14 protein-coding genes are annotated in these 14,117 nt (G+C 67.6%); 7 read left to right on the plus strand and 7 right to left on the minus strand.

Annotation, left to right across the window (positions count from 1 at the left end):
• Positions 1–3 precede the first annotated feature (3 nt).
• Both E6A26_RS00110 and E6A26_RS00115 read right to left on the minus strand, forming a co-directional pair.
• Positions 4–759, minus strand: a complete 756-nt coding sequence (locus E6A26_RS00110; RefSeq protein ID WP_136609161.1) for a hypothetical protein — start codon at positions 757–759, stop codon at positions 4–6.
• A gap of 24 nt (positions 760–783) precedes the next feature.
• Positions 784–1,521, minus strand: a complete 738-nt coding sequence (locus tag E6A26_RS00115; protein ID WP_136609162.1) for a DUF5058 family protein — start codon at positions 1,519–1,521, stop codon at positions 784–786.
• Positions 1,522–1,801: 280 nt separating this feature from the next.
• Here E6A26_RS00115 and E6A26_RS00120 point away from each other — a divergent pair, with 280 nt between their 5' ends.
• Positions 1,802–2,557 (plus strand): alpha/beta fold hydrolase, encoded by a 756-nt coding sequence (locus tag E6A26_RS00120; protein ID WP_168928631.1) that lies wholly within the window; start codon positions 1,802–1,804, stop codon positions 2,555–2,557.
• 70 nt (positions 2,558–2,627) lie between these two features.
• Positions 2,628–3,566, plus strand: a complete 939-nt coding sequence (locus E6A26_RS00125) for a 5'-3' exonuclease (RefSeq protein ID WP_211128857.1) — start codon at positions 2,628–2,630, stop codon at positions 3,564–3,566.
• Positions 3,567–3,665: 99 nt separating this feature from the next.
• Here E6A26_RS00125 and E6A26_RS00130 read toward each other — a convergent pair whose 3' ends face one another.
• The 3 genes from E6A26_RS00130 to E6A26_RS00140 all read right to left on the minus strand — a co-directional run bounded on the left by E6A26_RS00130 (position 3,666) and on the right by E6A26_RS00140 (position 7,517).
• The gene (locus E6A26_RS00130) at positions 3,666–4,670 is read right to left on the minus strand and encodes a DUF6454 family protein (protein ID WP_136609165.1); all 1,005 of its coding nucleotides are present in this window, start codon (positions 4,668–4,670) and stop codon (positions 3,666–3,668) included.
• Between the two features lie 350 nt (positions 4,671–5,020).
• Positions 5,021–6,331 (minus strand): C4-dicarboxylate transporter DctA, encoded by a 1,311-nt coding sequence (dctA, locus tag E6A26_RS00135; RefSeq protein WP_136609166.1) that lies wholly within the window; start codon positions 6,329–6,331, stop codon positions 5,021–5,023.
• Positions 6,332–6,386: 55 nt separating this feature from the next.
• Positions 6,387–7,517 (minus strand): PrpF domain-containing protein, encoded by a 1,131-nt coding sequence (locus tag E6A26_RS00140; protein ID WP_136609167.1) that lies wholly within the window; start codon positions 7,515–7,517, stop codon positions 6,387–6,389.
• Between the two features lie 127 nt (positions 7,518–7,644).
• Here E6A26_RS00140 and E6A26_RS00145 point away from each other — a divergent pair, with 127 nt between their 5' ends.
• Together E6A26_RS00145 and E6A26_RS00150 are read left to right on the plus strand one after the other, a co-directional pair.
• A complete protein-coding gene (locus E6A26_RS00145; protein ID WP_136609168.1) occupies positions 7,645–8,580 on the plus strand; it encodes a LysR family transcriptional regulator in 936 nt (311 codons plus the stop codon).
• A 114-nt stretch (positions 8,581–8,694) separates the two neighbouring features.
• Entirely contained in the window at positions 8,695–9,534 is an 840-nt protein-coding gene (locus E6A26_RS00150; RefSeq protein ID WP_136609169.1) for an alpha/beta hydrolase, read from the plus strand.
• 44 nt (positions 9,535–9,578) lie between these two features.
• Here E6A26_RS00150 and E6A26_RS00155 read toward each other — a convergent pair whose 3' ends face one another.
• Positions 9,579–10,028: a DUF1772 domain-containing protein gene (locus E6A26_RS00155; protein WP_136609170.1), complete on the minus strand. Its 450-nt coding sequence runs from the start codon at positions 10,026–10,028 to the stop codon at positions 9,579–9,581.
• A 58-nt stretch (positions 10,029–10,086) separates the two neighbouring features.
• Between E6A26_RS00155 and E6A26_RS00160 the strand changes: the two genes are divergently transcribed.
• On the plus strand, positions 10,087–10,680 hold the full coding sequence (locus tag E6A26_RS00160) for a TetR/AcrR family transcriptional regulator (protein ID WP_234864827.1): 594 nt from the start codon (positions 10,087–10,089) through the stop codon (positions 10,678–10,680).
• Here E6A26_RS00160 and E6A26_RS00165 read toward each other — a convergent pair.
• Positions 10,677–11,237: a dihydrofolate reductase family protein gene (locus E6A26_RS00165; RefSeq protein WP_136609171.1), complete on the minus strand. Its 561-nt coding sequence runs from the start codon at positions 11,235–11,237 to the stop codon at positions 10,677–10,679. The genes E6A26_RS00160 and E6A26_RS00165 overlap by 4 nt on opposite strands.
• A 235-nt stretch (positions 11,238–11,472) precedes the next feature.
• Between E6A26_RS00165 and E6A26_RS00170 the strand changes: the two genes are divergently transcribed.
• Both E6A26_RS00170 and E6A26_RS00175 read left to right on the plus strand, forming a co-directional pair.
• The gene (locus E6A26_RS00170) at positions 11,473–13,137 is read left to right on the plus strand and encodes a phosphodiester glycosidase family protein (RefSeq protein WP_136609172.1); all 1,665 of its coding nucleotides are present in this window, start codon (positions 11,473–11,475) and stop codon (positions 13,135–13,137) included.
• Between the two features lie 209 nt (positions 13,138–13,346).
• Positions 13,347–14,069, plus strand: a complete 723-nt coding sequence (locus E6A26_RS00175) for an SGNH/GDSL hydrolase family protein (protein ID WP_168928632.1) — start codon at positions 13,347–13,349, stop codon at positions 14,067–14,069.
• Positions 14,070–14,117: the final 48 nt, after the last annotated feature.

Consider the following 14,117-nt stretch of genomic DNA (forward strand, 5'->3'; position numbering starts at 1 on the left):
CTATCAGTTGGTGGCGGCCGCGTCGGGTGCGCTGGTTTCCTCGGCATGCGTCACGGTCGGCGGGGCCGTTTTGACCCGCGCGAACCAGGAAATGGCGATGGTGAGGATTACGGCGAGGGCGGTGGCGAAGTAGGTCAATGACGGTGCCAGCGGGACCGCGAGGAAGACGATGGCCGCGGCTACGACGACGGCGACGATGGTGGTGCGGCGGCTCTTCATGGCTAGGACACTTTGCAGCAGCACGGCGCCGAAAATTGCCGGCAGAATGTAGGTGCGCGCCGTCGCGATAAGGGGCGCGGGCAACATCCCCACGAGCCAGGTCCCGAGGACTCCTACGAGAAGGATGAGCGTGGTGATGTGGACCAGTACCGCCCCAATGATGGCGCTGCCGGCAATCAGTTCGGCGCGGCGGGTTCCGGGCTTTTCCCCGAGATTGGCCTGGGCCACGATGGCCGCCGGGAGCAGCTTGTTGGCGATGTTGCCGATCAGAAATGCCTGGTACATGGCCGAGCGGCCCAGGATGGGGAAATACGAGACCGGTTCGATTACGGCGATGATGCCGAAGGTGGCCAAGACAGCCCCGACGGCGGTGATCAGCTCCAGCGGTGTAACCCCCAGCCCGGTGCCGAATGCTGCGTAGAGGGCAGCGGCCAGGGAAATAAGGAGTCCAAGGCCTAATGTGATCGGGCCCCAGAAGGACGTAGTGCGATCGAAGGCGGAGAAGCCTTCGGAAGTATCTGCGGATGGCTTATTTGACATCTGGGTGGTTCCGTTCAGTGAGTTTCAGGCCGCGGACGTCATGAAATAGGCGCAGGCGAGGGCCACGATGATGGAGGCGCCCAGGCCCCACTCTCGCAGCCAGGGAAGGCGGAGCCTGTGTGCCAGAAGGAGGCAGACGCCCATTGCTGCCGCAGAGGCAAGCATCGTGACGAGGTGCACCGGCGATTTGAGAACTTCTTGGAAGGACAGGGTGAAGAAGGCCCCCAGCAGGGCCGCGGTCGGGACGATGGCCATCACGGCAGGATTGACCTTGCGGAGCTTGGCGCCGCCCTTGCTCAGGATGGGGGTGAGGATCAGGGCGGTCAGCATCCAAACGAGCCCGCCGATGGTCATCGCCGCGAAGGCGATGGCGAAGATTTTCTGGGTGTACGTCGGGCCGCCGAGTTGGGCACCCTGGGTACCGGCTGAGATACCGGCTGCCGCGACGTCGAAAGCGGCCGAGCCGACCAGGCCGATGCGGGTTAGCACGGCGGGTGTTCCGAAGAGTGGCAGCAGGGAGACGGCGATAAGGGCTACGGCGAGGGAGGGCCCGATCGCGGCCACCGCTCCGGAGCGGACCGAGCCGGTGACCTGGGCCGGGGTGAGGTCAGCGGCGGGAGCTGCCTTCCTGATGGCCCTGAAGTAGATGACTGACTGGAGGATGACCACGGCGAAAACACCGATTGCGCCCGCCCAGAGTACGGGATGGTGGATGAGTGGGGTGATGTCTTTCGAACCAGGATCGACGGCTTCATGGACCATTGGAGCTCCTATGTGGATGACGGGACTCACGTCGTTACCAGTCCAGAAAGCTGAACTAGAGGGCTGTTCGGTTCCATTTGTTGCATATGCGGACCGCTGAATGTCTATAAGTAGACACATCGAAGATTTCCGTTATGTCACGGCCATGGCGCAGACGGGTAAACTCTCATGGCCGTCATCAGTGCGTTCGCCCCGCACGGCTCGCCTGACTCATGCCAGCACCACACCTCCCCAGCCAGGCCGCCGCTTAGGCTTGGCAGGCGATGACACGGAATCCCCTATGAACCGGAAGAACAGAACGGCGCGCCCGCCCTTCGGCGAGTTGCACGTGCTTGACGAGCGCCACGGCGTGGAGATGCGCACGGGCGGCGAGGGCGAACGGGCGTTTGCGCTCATCCACGGGATCGGCGTCTCGTCGGTCTACTTTGGTCCCCTGGCCCACGAACTCGCCAAGCACGCTCGCGTGTACCTGCTCGAACTGCCTGGGCACGGACGGAATCTCGAGCCGGGGCGTGCGCTGACCATGGCGGAGTTCGCCGAGATCGCTTGGGCGTCGTTCGACCGGTTCGAAGCGCGGCATCCCGTGATCGTGGGCCACTCGATGGGGTGTCAGATAGCTGTCGAGATGGGGCTTCAGCGGCCAGGACCCGAGACGATCGCACTCCTGGCCCCGACGGTCAACGCCGCAGAGCGCGCGGTAGTCCTGCAGGGGCTTCGCCTTGCCCAGGACACGCTGCGGGAGCCGCGCGGTGTGAACGCGATCATCGCGAACGACTATTACCGATGCGGAGTCAGGTGGTGGCTCAAAACGCTGCGGGAGATGTTGGCCCACCACATCGAGGAACGCATCGCCCACGTCGAACGCGGGGTGCTCCTCGTGGGCGGGGAGAAAGACCCGATCGCGCCTCCGGAGTGGCTCCACGCACTCGCCTCGCGGTGCCGCTCACCGGAGGTTGCGGTCCTCGCGGACCAGCCGCACGTCATGATGTACACCCGGCCGGAGGCCGTCGCGCGGATCCTGCTCGAACGCGCTTGATGTATCAGGTAGAGGGACTCCAGACCGAGAAGGGCCGCTGTCCCTGCGCGGCGCCATGTCAGGATGGGCTATGACCGAGCGCCTCATGCTCCTCGACACCGCCTCTCTGTACTTCCGCGCCTTCCACGGGGTGCCCGAGACGATCCGGCGGGAGGACGGGACGCCAGTCAACGCCGTCCGCGGCCTGCTGGACATGATCTCCCGGCTCACCATGGACTACGGCGCCACCCACCTCATCGCGTGCTGGGACGACGACTGGCGCCCGCGCTGGCGCGTCGACCTCATTCCCTCCTACAAGGCCCACCGCGTCGAGCGGAACGTCGCGGACGGCCCCGACGTCGAGGCCGTCCCCGCAGGGCTCGTCGCCCAGGTCCCGCTGATCCGCCACGTGCTGGGCCTCGCCGGGATCGCCGTCGTCGGCGCCCCAGAGCACGAGGCGGACGACGTCATCGGCAGCTACGCAGCGCACGCCGCGCTGCCCGTAGACGTCGTGACCGGCGACCGCGACCTCTTCCAGGTGGTCGACGACGCCCGCGATGTGCGCGTTGTCTATACCGCGCGCGGCATGAAGAACCTCGAGACCGTCACCGACGCCGTCGTAGTGGCCAAATATCGCGTGCTGCCCGAGCAGTACGCCGACTACGCGGTGCTCCGCGGCGACGCCTCGGACGGGCTCCCCGGTGTGGCGGGCATCGGCGAGAAGTCCGCCGCCACCCTGCTCGGGCGCTTCGGCACGCTCGAGGGCCTCCTCGAAGCGGTCGAGGATCCCGACAGCGGGCTGCCAGCCCCAATGCGGGCCAAGCTCACCGCAGCCGCACCCTACCTCCAGGTCGCGCCCGCCGTCGTGAATGTGGTCCGCGACCTCGACCTCCCCGCGCTGGACGTCGCCGGGGCGCGGCTCCGCGCGGTCGACGGCGGCCCCCGCCTCGAGCTTGAACGGCTCGCCTCGGCGTGGAACCTCGGCGGATCGGTCAAGCGCCTGCTCGCGGCGCTCGACCGGCACGGGTGACCGTCCGCGCCCTTTGGGCCAGACGTTGCCGGCCACGAGCACCTGACCGCAGGAGAGGAGGAACCGGCAGGCGGCTCCTCCTCTCCTCAGACCGCAAGATCAGGATGCTGGCGGGGTGACGGTGGCCTCATAGGTGAGGATCTCGGTGCCGTTGCCCTCGTCGCCGTTGTCGGGGGCGACCTTCATGGTGAGGTGGCCGCCGTCGGCGGTCATCTTGAACGGGTTCCGGGTGGCGACGTGCCCGGCGGTGGACCACTTCTGGAAGGGGACGTCGCGGGTGACCTGATGGCTGGTCAGGTCAAGCATGGCCATTCCGCCGAGCTCGTAGGTGCTGCCGGCGCCGCCGGCGGCCGGGGTCTGGGGCAGGTTGGTGACGCCGCCGCAGAGCATCTTGGAGTTGGGCACGTACTGGCAGTCCTGGTAGTCGATGAAGAAATTCGGGTTCTCCCAGGTGGCCACCTGCTCGCCCTCGAGGTCCCATTCGGCGAAGCGGCGCGAGCCCCAGGTGTTGCCGACGAGGTGGCCGGTCCGCTTGTCCATGACGATGCCGCCGAAGTGGTCCTTGACCTCGAACTGCTTGTGGACGTCGAGCGTCGATGCGTCGACGCGGTAGATGATGGCGCTGCTGTCGGGCCGGTACTGGGCGACGGGAACCCAGACGTTGGTGCCGTCGAAGTCGATGCCGCCCGGGTGGTACATATCGCCTTCGCCGAGGGTGATGTCCTTCTGCAGGTTCCCGGACTTGTCCATGACGAACAAGTGACCAATGCCCTTGCCCGGGGTGCGGTCGTAGCCGCCCTGCGGGGTCGGGTACTTCTGGGTGGGCTCGATGATCTGGACGGCCGAGAGGAAGATGTGGTCGTCGCTGAACGCGATGCCCTCGGTGTGGTAGGTCGGGAAGTTCAGCTTGAGCTTGCTCGTCAGCTGCCAGTTGGTGTTCCGGTCGACGGCGTTGAAGTCGTCGGCGAGTGCGGTGTTCACCTCGTGGTGGTCGGACGCCGGGGCCGGCGGTGCTGCCTGGGCTGCGACGACGGTGCCTGCCGAGCCGGCGATCAGGATGGCGATCCCGGCGGCAAGAAGGGAGCGAGTTCGGGTGTTGCTCACGATGGTGGGACCTTCCGGTGGTTGGGCCACGATGAGCTTGAAAGCCTAGGCGGCGGTGATGAACCACGCATGGACTGGAGGTGAAACACGCCCTGTCCTCTCGGGTCGCTCATGAACGTGCCCCTCGGTGCAGGGGTGTTTCGATCGCCGTTGGACATGGGTCGAGGCGGGAGGCAGATGGCTGCCTCCCGCCTCGTTTTGCACCGGCTCAGTCCTGCGCCCGTCTTTCGGGGTACCTGTTGCGATGGGTGTGCAGGCCTGGATTCCCGGCGCGGCCTTGAAGAGCTCTGGTTTCTGTCCCGCTTCCTCGCAACGCGCGCCTGGGAAGGCGCGCGCCGAAGCGAGGGCGGCTAGTGGGCCAGAGCTGGTTCGGGCAGCTGGATCTTCTCCGCGTCGGTGGGGATGAACCCGGCCTTGAGCTCGGCGTGGAGAGTCTCGGTGTCCAATGCGCGCTGCCACTTGGCAACAGCGACGCACGAGACGATGTTGCAGACGGTGCTGGTCAGGGCACGGGCCTCGCTCATGAAGCGGTCGATGCCGACGATGAGGGCCACGCCGGCCACCGGAAGGGTGGGCATGACGGTGAGGGTGGCGACGAGGGCGACGAAGCCGCTGCCCGTGACGCCAGCCGCGCCCTTGGAAGTCAGGAGCATCATTCCGAGCATGAGGAGGATCTGGTCCCAGCTGAGGTGGATATCGCAGGCCTGGGCGATGAACATCGAGGCGAGGGTCAGGTAGACGGCCGTGCCGGTGAGGTTGAAGGAGTAACCCGTGGGAACAACGAGCCCCACCACGCCGCGGTCGCAGCCGATCCGCTCGAGCTTGGAGAGCAGGCGGGGCAGCACGGGCTCGCTCGACGAGGTGGCCAGGACGATGAGGATCTCGTCCTTGAAGTAGCGCAGGATCCGCCAGAGGCTGAAGCCGGTGAACTTGGCAAGGATCCCGAGGCCGACGACGACGAAGACGATGCAGGCGGCGTAGAAGGCCAGGATGAGCATCCCGAGGTTGTCGATCGAGTGGGCGCCGTACTTGCCGACGGTGAAGGCCATGGCCCCGAAGGCGCCGATCGGTGCAACCTTCATGACGTAGCCGAAGACCACGAACAGGAGCCGGTTGAAGCTGTTCACCACGTCCAGCGCGATCTTCCCGGGGGCGCCGAGCTTGGTGAAGGCGAAGCCGCACAGCAGGGCGACCAGGAGCACGGGCAGGACCTCGCCGTTGGCGAAGGCTCCCACGAGCGTCGTGGGGATGATGTTCAGCAGGAAATCCGCGGGGTTGCTGCTGGGCAGCTGGCTCGTGTACTTGGAGGCGACGGAGCCGTTGAGGTGGGCGGGGTCGATGTGCATCCCGGCCCCGGGCTGGAAGAGCAGGACGGCCCCGAGACCGAGGGCGAGGGCTAGGGCTGTGAGGGTGTAGAAGAGCCCGAGGGAGCGCAGAAGGGTTGGCCCCACCTTCTTGGTGTCGGTCAGGGACGTGATGCCGCTGACGATCGTGCAGAAGACGATCGGGGCGATCAGGAACTTCACGAGCTTGACGAAGCCGTCGCCGAGGGGCTGGAGCGAGGAGCCGAGGTCGGGCCAGAAGGCGCCGACGAGGATGCCAAGCCCGACGCCGATGAGGACCTGGACGTACAGGTGTCCGAGGACAGATTTGATCTTCATTGAACAACTTCCTTGGTAAGCCCCATCCATGATGGCAGGGGGCTGGTGGTTTGGGCTATGCCGTCTGGGCCACGGGGTGTGCGACGTCGATGTCGGCGACGGCGAGCTGGCGAGCCGCCCGGTGCAGGGCGACTTCCGTGACGTTGCCGAGGCCGTCCGAGGTGACTTCGGCGGTGATGACTCCGGCGGGGGTGCCGATGCGCAGCAGCCCGGATGCGCCGCTGCTGAGGGGGGCCAAACGAGCGGCTTCCGCAACGACCGTTCCCGGAAGGGCGGAGGCAAGAGAGACGGCGACGGCGGAGGTGAGCCCGATTGCCGGGTGCGGAGCGAGCATCGAGAGCATCCGCACCCGCACGTCGTGGCCCTCTGCCGCGATCTCTGCGCCGTCGCTGGCGATGTAATCCCCAGCGGGGGCGACGACGCCGACCTTCGGCACCGCGTTCTGCGGCGGATCCTCAGGCCGTCGGATTCCCATCTGGACGGCCGCTGCAGAGCGCGCCCGAATCAGCTGGGCCAGATGCGTGGTGAGGGGGTCAGTCATCGAGGACAGGTCGATGCCCACCTGGTCCGCGGAGAGGAAGACCGCCGGCGCGCCGGCGTCGACCATGCTCCCCATGAGTCCAGCCCCGATCTCGTCAACAGGATTACCTGTCGGCAGGACCGAGCCGGTCGTCTGCCCCCACGGGGCGTGGAACGACAGGCTCACGGGGACCCCGAGGGCGCTGCTGCCCGGAACCCGCGCGCGTCCCGACGTTGGGACGCGCCCGCCCGGCGTCGAGATCGTCCCGCTCAAAACGGCTCCCGTGTTCACGTTGCGCATGCGGACCCGCGTCGTCCCGGCGCTCGGGGCGACGATGCCCGACTGAACCGCGTACAGGGCAATCGCTGTGGCGCAATTGCCGCAGTTGGAGCCCAGCTCGACCGTCGGGTCGCCGATCCCGACCTGCGCGAAGAGGTAGTCGAGGTCGGCCGACCCCTTGGGAGTCGGCGTGATGATCGCGGCCTTCGACGTCGTCGAGGTGCCGCCTCCGATGCCGTCGAGCTGCCGTGAGTCCGCCGCCCCGAAGGCGTTGGCAAGCAGCATCAGGACCTCGTCCTGGGTGGTGGCGTGGAGAGCCACGTCATCGGCGTCGAAGAGCCAGCACTTGCTTGTGCCGCCCCGGTACCAGTGACCGCGAAGTTGCAACGGTCTTCTCCTTCGTGCTCTGGAGTGGTGCGCTTCACAGCGCCTGCTCCTTCTACGATCCGTCGCTCGAGACTTCAGCACAATCACAGGAAACTGGACGCGTATCTAGTTTTGCTAAACTCAAACCGTGGCTGACCTTGACCTGCACCGGCTCCATCTGCTCCGGGAAGTGGCACGCGCGGGGTCGCTGACCTCCGCCGCGGCGACCCTGACCTTCACGACCTCTGCGGTCTCGCAGCAGATCGCGAAGCTCGAGCACGAGGTGGGGGTCGCGCTGATCGAGCGGCACCCCAGGGGAGTGGTGCTCACCGACGCAGGCCACGCGCTGCTGCGGTACGCGGACGATATCGACAGGACTATCGAGGCGGCCCGCGCCGAGATGGGCGAGTTCGCCGGCCTGCGCCGCGGCCAGCTGCGAATGGGGACCTTTCCGACCGTGGGCGCCTCGCTCATGCCCGACGTCGTGCTCGCCTTCCGGGCCCGCCACCCTGAGGTTGCCGTCACGGTGATCAGCGCACGACGCGCGGGGCTGCTCGAACGCCTCAGGCGCCGCGACATCGAGCTCACCCTCTTGTGGGACTACCCCTGGGAGCGCATCGAGAACGACGACCTGACCCTCATCCCGCTCATGAACGACCCCACTGTGCTCCTGGTGCCCCACGACCACCCCATCGCGGGACGACGTTCCGCGCGGATCGAGGCACTCAAGGACCAGGAGTGGATCGTCCGCGACGAACACCCAGTGGCCGACGTCCTCCGCCGCGTCTGCCGCGACGCCGGCTTCGAGCCACGCATCGCGTTCGCCGCCAACGACTATCAGGAGACCCAGGGCATGGTTGCTGCCGGCATCGGCATCGCCCTGGCGCCCCGCTTGGCCCTGAGTGCGCTGCGCCCGGACGTCGCCGCCGTCTCGCTTGCGCGATCCCCAGCGCGCAGGATCCTCCTCGCCCACTTGGCGAGTCGCAGGCTCAGCCCCGCAGGCGAGCAAGCCGCAGCTGTCTTCAGGACTACAGCCGAACACGCGCAGTCCGCTGTCCGAGGTGCGGAAAGGGCAAACGTCTAGGACCGCAGAAGAAGACCGGCCTTCCGGGTATTTCACTTCACCGGTCGTCCCCTTACCGTCGATGCGAGGGACCGGCCTGTGCGGCCGCGCCGTGGACGAACGAGAGGACCTGTGATGCCCGAAGAACCCTCCGCGCCCGACACCGTGGTGCTGATCCACGGACTGTGGATGACGCCGCTCTCGTGGGAACACTGGGTCGACCGCTATCAGCGGCGCGGCCTGAAGGTCATCACCCCTGGGTACCCGGGCATCCAGCCGGGCGAGGCGGGGGTTGCCGCTCTGCGCGAGGACCCGTCGCCATTGGCGGGCTTGGGCGTGCGGGACGTGTTAGACCATTTGGCCGAGGTCATTGGGGGCTTGGGCACCAAGCCGGTGATCATGGGTCATTCGTTCGGTGGCGCGTTCGTGCAGTTGCTGCTGGACGCCGGGTACGGTGCGGCGGGCGTATCGATCGACGGCGCGGCGGTGAAGGGGGTCAAGGCGTTGCCGTTCAGCGAGATCAAGTCGACCTTCCCTGTGCTGCACAACCCCGCCAACCGCAAGAGGGCGGTGCCGATCGCGCCCAAGGAGTTCCACTACGCGTTCACCAACAACCTCACCGAAGAGCAGTCCCAAGCGGTATTCGACCGGTACGCGGTCCCGGTGTCAGGTCGGATCCTGTTCCAGGGCGGGCTCGCCAACTTCACCGCCGACGCGGACACGACCTACAACTTTGCCAACGACGACCGGGCGCCGTTGCTCTTCATCTCCGGAGGCAACGACCACATCCTGCCCCCGGCCGTACAGCGGGAGAACTACGACAAGAACGTCAAGCACTCCACCGCGACCACCGCGTACAGGCTGTTCGACGGCCGCTGCCACTACACGTGCGGCGAGGACGGTTGGGAAGAAGTGGCCGACTTCGCCCTGGAGTGGGCGTTGAATCCGACCCCCGGCGAGCTCGCCAAGCGCTGACCGCGTCGGTGCTGGCGGCCGCCTTGCGGGGGCACGCCCTGGGGTCAGCGCGCCACCGCGACCAGCACGAGCACGAAGGCCGCGACGATGATCGCCACACGCGCGTAGTGGAGGCGGTCCCACCGCTGCTGCTGTTCCCGCCAGTCGGCGGGGTGGTCTTCGGCCGTCCAGGTGACCGAGCGGTTGTTGATCGGAACGAGCAGAGTGATCGACATGACGACGCTGGCGGCGAGCAGCACGGCGGCCACAAGGGACGCGGCGGCTGACGATGTGCCCCACGTCGCCGCGGCAAGCGCGGCGATGAGGATGAGCGAGCCGATGTACCAGAACGGCATCGCACGGCCCAGCATGCGGCCGCCGGCCGCTCGAGCCTCCAGCATGGCACCGGCCGGAAGCCGCAACAGGATCGGGTTGAACACGAACGCGACGGCGAACTCCACCCCGACCATGAGTCCGAGAACGGTGGAGGTGGTGACGGCGAGGACCGAAATCATGGCTACTCCCAAAGTGTTAGCACTGCTAGTTTTTCTAGCAGTGCTAACATAAGTCTCCATGACCCACTTCGCAAGGGGAGGATCGATGGCCAAACCCACGACCCGGCAGCTACGCAGCGACGAGCGGCGCAGGCACATTCTCGATGCGGCCCGAGAGCGAGCCGAGGCCGAGGGCTGGGCCGCCGTGACCACGCGTCACCTCGCCGATGCCATCGGCTACACGCAGCCGGTGCTGTACCGCCATTTCCCGGGCGGCAAGACCGAGATCATGAGGGCCCTCGCCTTCGAGGGCTTCGTCGAGTTGGCGCACCAGTCTCGCTTGGCCGCGGAACGCGCGACCGGTCGAGGGGCGGTCGAAGCCGTCGCGATCGCCTATCTCGACTTCGCCGCGGCGCACCCGGCCGTCTACGAGGCCATGTTCCAGCAGCCGATCGACACGCGCTTCGCCAGCGAGGACACGGAACCTGAACTCCGCGCCGGCTTCGAGGCCCTTCGCGACGCGGTGCGCGACGACGGCGACGGAACCAGGACCGAGGTGTTCTGGGGTGCGCTGCATGGCATCAGCGAACTCGAACGCGCGGGCCGCATGCGCCCAGGCGACCGCTCGCGGCGCATCGCGGAGCTTGCCGCCTGCTTCGGACCGGCCGCCTAAGGTCGGTAGCGGCGGTATCGCAGCCCGACGATCCCATTCGTGAACTGAGTGCTCGAGACCAGATCGAGCCGGTAGTCCTTTGGCACGCCGTCGAAGAGCCGCGTGCCTTCGCCAGCAATGTAGGGGTGCACATCGACGCGCAGCTCGTCGATCACGTCGAGCTTGATCAGCGAGCGCCAAAGGGTCACGCCGCCCCAGACCACGATGTGGCCCTCGCCGCCCTGCCGGAGCTTGTCGATCTCTTCCGCCGTGTCGCCGGAGACGATGGTCGTGTTCGCCCATTCCGCCGATTCGAGGGTCCGGGAGAAGACGACCTTGCGCGCCGGATTGAGGATCGGCGTGAACGGGTGGTCGGACGCCGGCATGGCTTCGGACATGCCCTCGTAGGCGGTGCGGCCCATGAGGTGCAGATCCGCACTCCTCAAGACCTCGATCTTCTGCTCCGTCTCCGCAGGGTCAGGTGGCAGGCCGAAGCAGAATTTCCAATACTCGGTGCCCTGATCGGCCAGAAGGCCGTCCAGAGAGTACAGGAACACCCACGCAATCAGCTTCCGCATGCTCGGACCCCTCAGACTCGCCCGCTCACGTCCTCGTTGACGGGATTCTAGGCCGGGCAGACGCCCGTCGCGAGGCCACTGAGCAAGGCTCGGGCCCACCGCCACACGGCTCGCCTGACCCCGGTGCCCATCCGAACGGCTCGACCCGCCCGGGATTATTAACGGCGCGAGAAGCTTCGGCCAAGGGCAGCCGAACCCGGGGCCCTGGTCCCGATTCGCTCCCTAGCCTTGAACGGTGCTCTCTCCAAGAACCCGCAGAAGACTCCTGTCCACTGGCCTCGCGGTCGCCGTGTCCTCGGCCCTTCTCGGCCCGGCGGGCCCGACCCACGCGAGCGAACCCGATGCGCCCGCGGTCACGACCGCGCACCTCAATCTCGGCGCCGCTGACCTCCCCGAGAGCCGCACCGAGAAGACTCTCGCCCCCGGCGTGACGCTGACCACGATCCACCGCGGTGCGCCAGACACCTCGCTGTTCTGGACCGCTGAGGTCGCGATCCCGTCCGACTCGCCGGATCCGGACGCGCCGTCGTCGGCCCTTTCGAGCCAGGCAACCGCCCAGAAGGTCGCGGCCAAGCTCCAAGCCGCGGGCGTCGACGCTCGCGTCGAGCAGGTGGTCTCGCCGCAGCTCGCGGACGCTGGCGGCTCCCTCGGTTACCGGGTGCGCGCCGGGCACTTCGCCGGGCGGCCCGACGGTGACGGCACGGTGGCCAAGATCAAGGCCGCTGGCTACTCGTCGTCGGTGGTCTACACGGGATGGGACGGCGACGCCGGAACGAGCTCGCAGTCGCGTGGGCCCTGGAACCTCGACGTCGTCACGATCGACCCCGAGGAGTACCAGGGCCAGCTCGCGGCCTCGTTCGGCCCGGACCTCGAGAAGCCCGAGACCACGAGCCAGCTCGCCGCTTCCCAGAACGCGCTCGCCGGGATCAACGCCGGCTTCTTCGTCTTCGACCCGGCAGCCGGTGCCCCCGGCGACCCCGCCGGCGTCGGGGTCTACAGCGGGAAGACGCTGCGCGAGCCAGTCGGGGATCGCCCGGGCCTGATCCTGAACGGCGCGACCAACCGCGCGAGCATCCAGCGCCTCACGTGGAGCGGATCGGTCTCGGGCGCGGGCGGGAACCTGACCCTCTCGGGCATCAACCGCAATCCCGGGCTCATCCGGAACTGCGGCGAGAAGGGCGACCAGCCCACCGAGCTGCCCCAGCAGGACGTCACGTGCACGAACCCGAACGAACTCGTGGCCTTCACCCCCGAATTCGGTGCCAAGACCCCGGCAGGCGCCGGCCTTGAGGTCACGCTCGATTCCCACGACACCGTGACCGCAGTCGCGGAATCCCGAGGAACCGCCGTTCCGGCCGGCGGCCACACGATCCAGGCCACGGGCACGGACGTCGGGCAGCTCCGCGGGCTCGCCCAGGTGGGGCAGAAGCTGCGCGTGGACGCCCGCACGATAGGGCAGGACGGCCGACCGCTGACGACGACGAAGCACACGAGCGTGGTCAACGGCGGACCGCTTTTGGTCAAGGACGGCAAGGAGGATGTCACCGTCCGACAGGACGGGATGGTTCGCCCGAACGACAACAACAGCTTCTACTACGGCTGGGTCCACAAGCGGAATCCGCGGACGTTCGCGGGAACCGACGCGCAGGGCCGCACGCTCCTCGTCACCGCCGACGGCCGCTCGACGAACTCCCTCGGCCTGAGCCTCAAGGAGGAGGCCGACGTCGCCAAGTCGCTCGGCATGGTCCAGGCGATGAACCTCGACGGCGGCGGGTCCACGACGGCGGTTGCCGGCGGCTCGGTGGTGAACAGCCCATCCGGATCGGCCGAGCGCCCGGTCGGCGACGCGGTGCTCGTGCTGCCGACGAGGACTGACTCCGAGGACTCCGACCGGGACTGAGTCCCACCTGCTGCGTGATCGAAGGGCGCCCCTCCTCGTGGGAGGGGCGCCCTTCGTCTGTCCCTTCCACGGGACCTGATCGATAAACCGTGCCGTGAGTGGGTAAGGCGAACTATGTGCCGAGACAGCGACGGGAAGGAGCAGCAGGGATGGCGATACGCGGGACAGGCCGCTCCCTGGCCAGCCGAGCGCCCGTGACGCGAGGGGCGATGATCTCGATCCTGGCGTTCGGCCTCGTGTTCTTGTCGATCGTTGGGGTGGCCTTGGCCCGGCCCGTGACCGGCAGCGCCCTGTCGGCACCGCCGGGATGGGCGGCGCCGCAGACCGTGCGTTTCGCCAAGCCGAAGACGGTCGCGTTCATCGGCGACTCCTACACGGCGGGTGCCGCGGGGGTGCCCGGGAGCCAATTGTGGCCCGAGCTCCTGTCGAAGGATCGCGGCTGGACCTCCACGAATCTCGCCTTGGGAGGAACCGGATACGTCACGGGCTTCGACGGAGCAGGGCAGCTCGGCTGCGGGAAGAGTGCATGCGGCAACTACCTCGAGATGGTGCCTGAGGCGGTCGCGGCGTCGCCCGACGTCGTCATCGTCTCGGGCGGACGGAACGACCTGGGCAAGCCCCTCCCGGAGATCCTGAAGAATATCCAGGCCGTGTTCACCGAGCTTCGGAAGGGGCTGCCGGACGCGAAGATCGTGGCACTCTCGCCCCTCCTCGGCGCGGACGACACGCCGTCCAGCTTTCCCAGCGTCAAGCCTGCCGTGAAGGCGGCCGTGGAGAGCGTCGGCGGCGTGTACGTGGACCTCGGGGCTCCGCTCGGCGGCCATCCGGAGCTCATCTGGAAGGACGGCGTGCACCCCACGGCGGGCGGCCAGAAGGTCATCGCCGACGCGACGAACCGCCTCATGCCGGGGCTCGGCGAAGCTCAGAATTGATGCTCGGCCGGTGGGTTTGAGGCGAAAGCCCACCGGCCGCCGTCGTCC

It is taken from the genome of Sinomonas albida (genome assembly GCF_004919045.1).
Taxonomy (GTDB): Bacteria; Actinomycetota; Actinomycetes; order Actinomycetales; family Micrococcaceae; genus Sinomonas; species Sinomonas albida.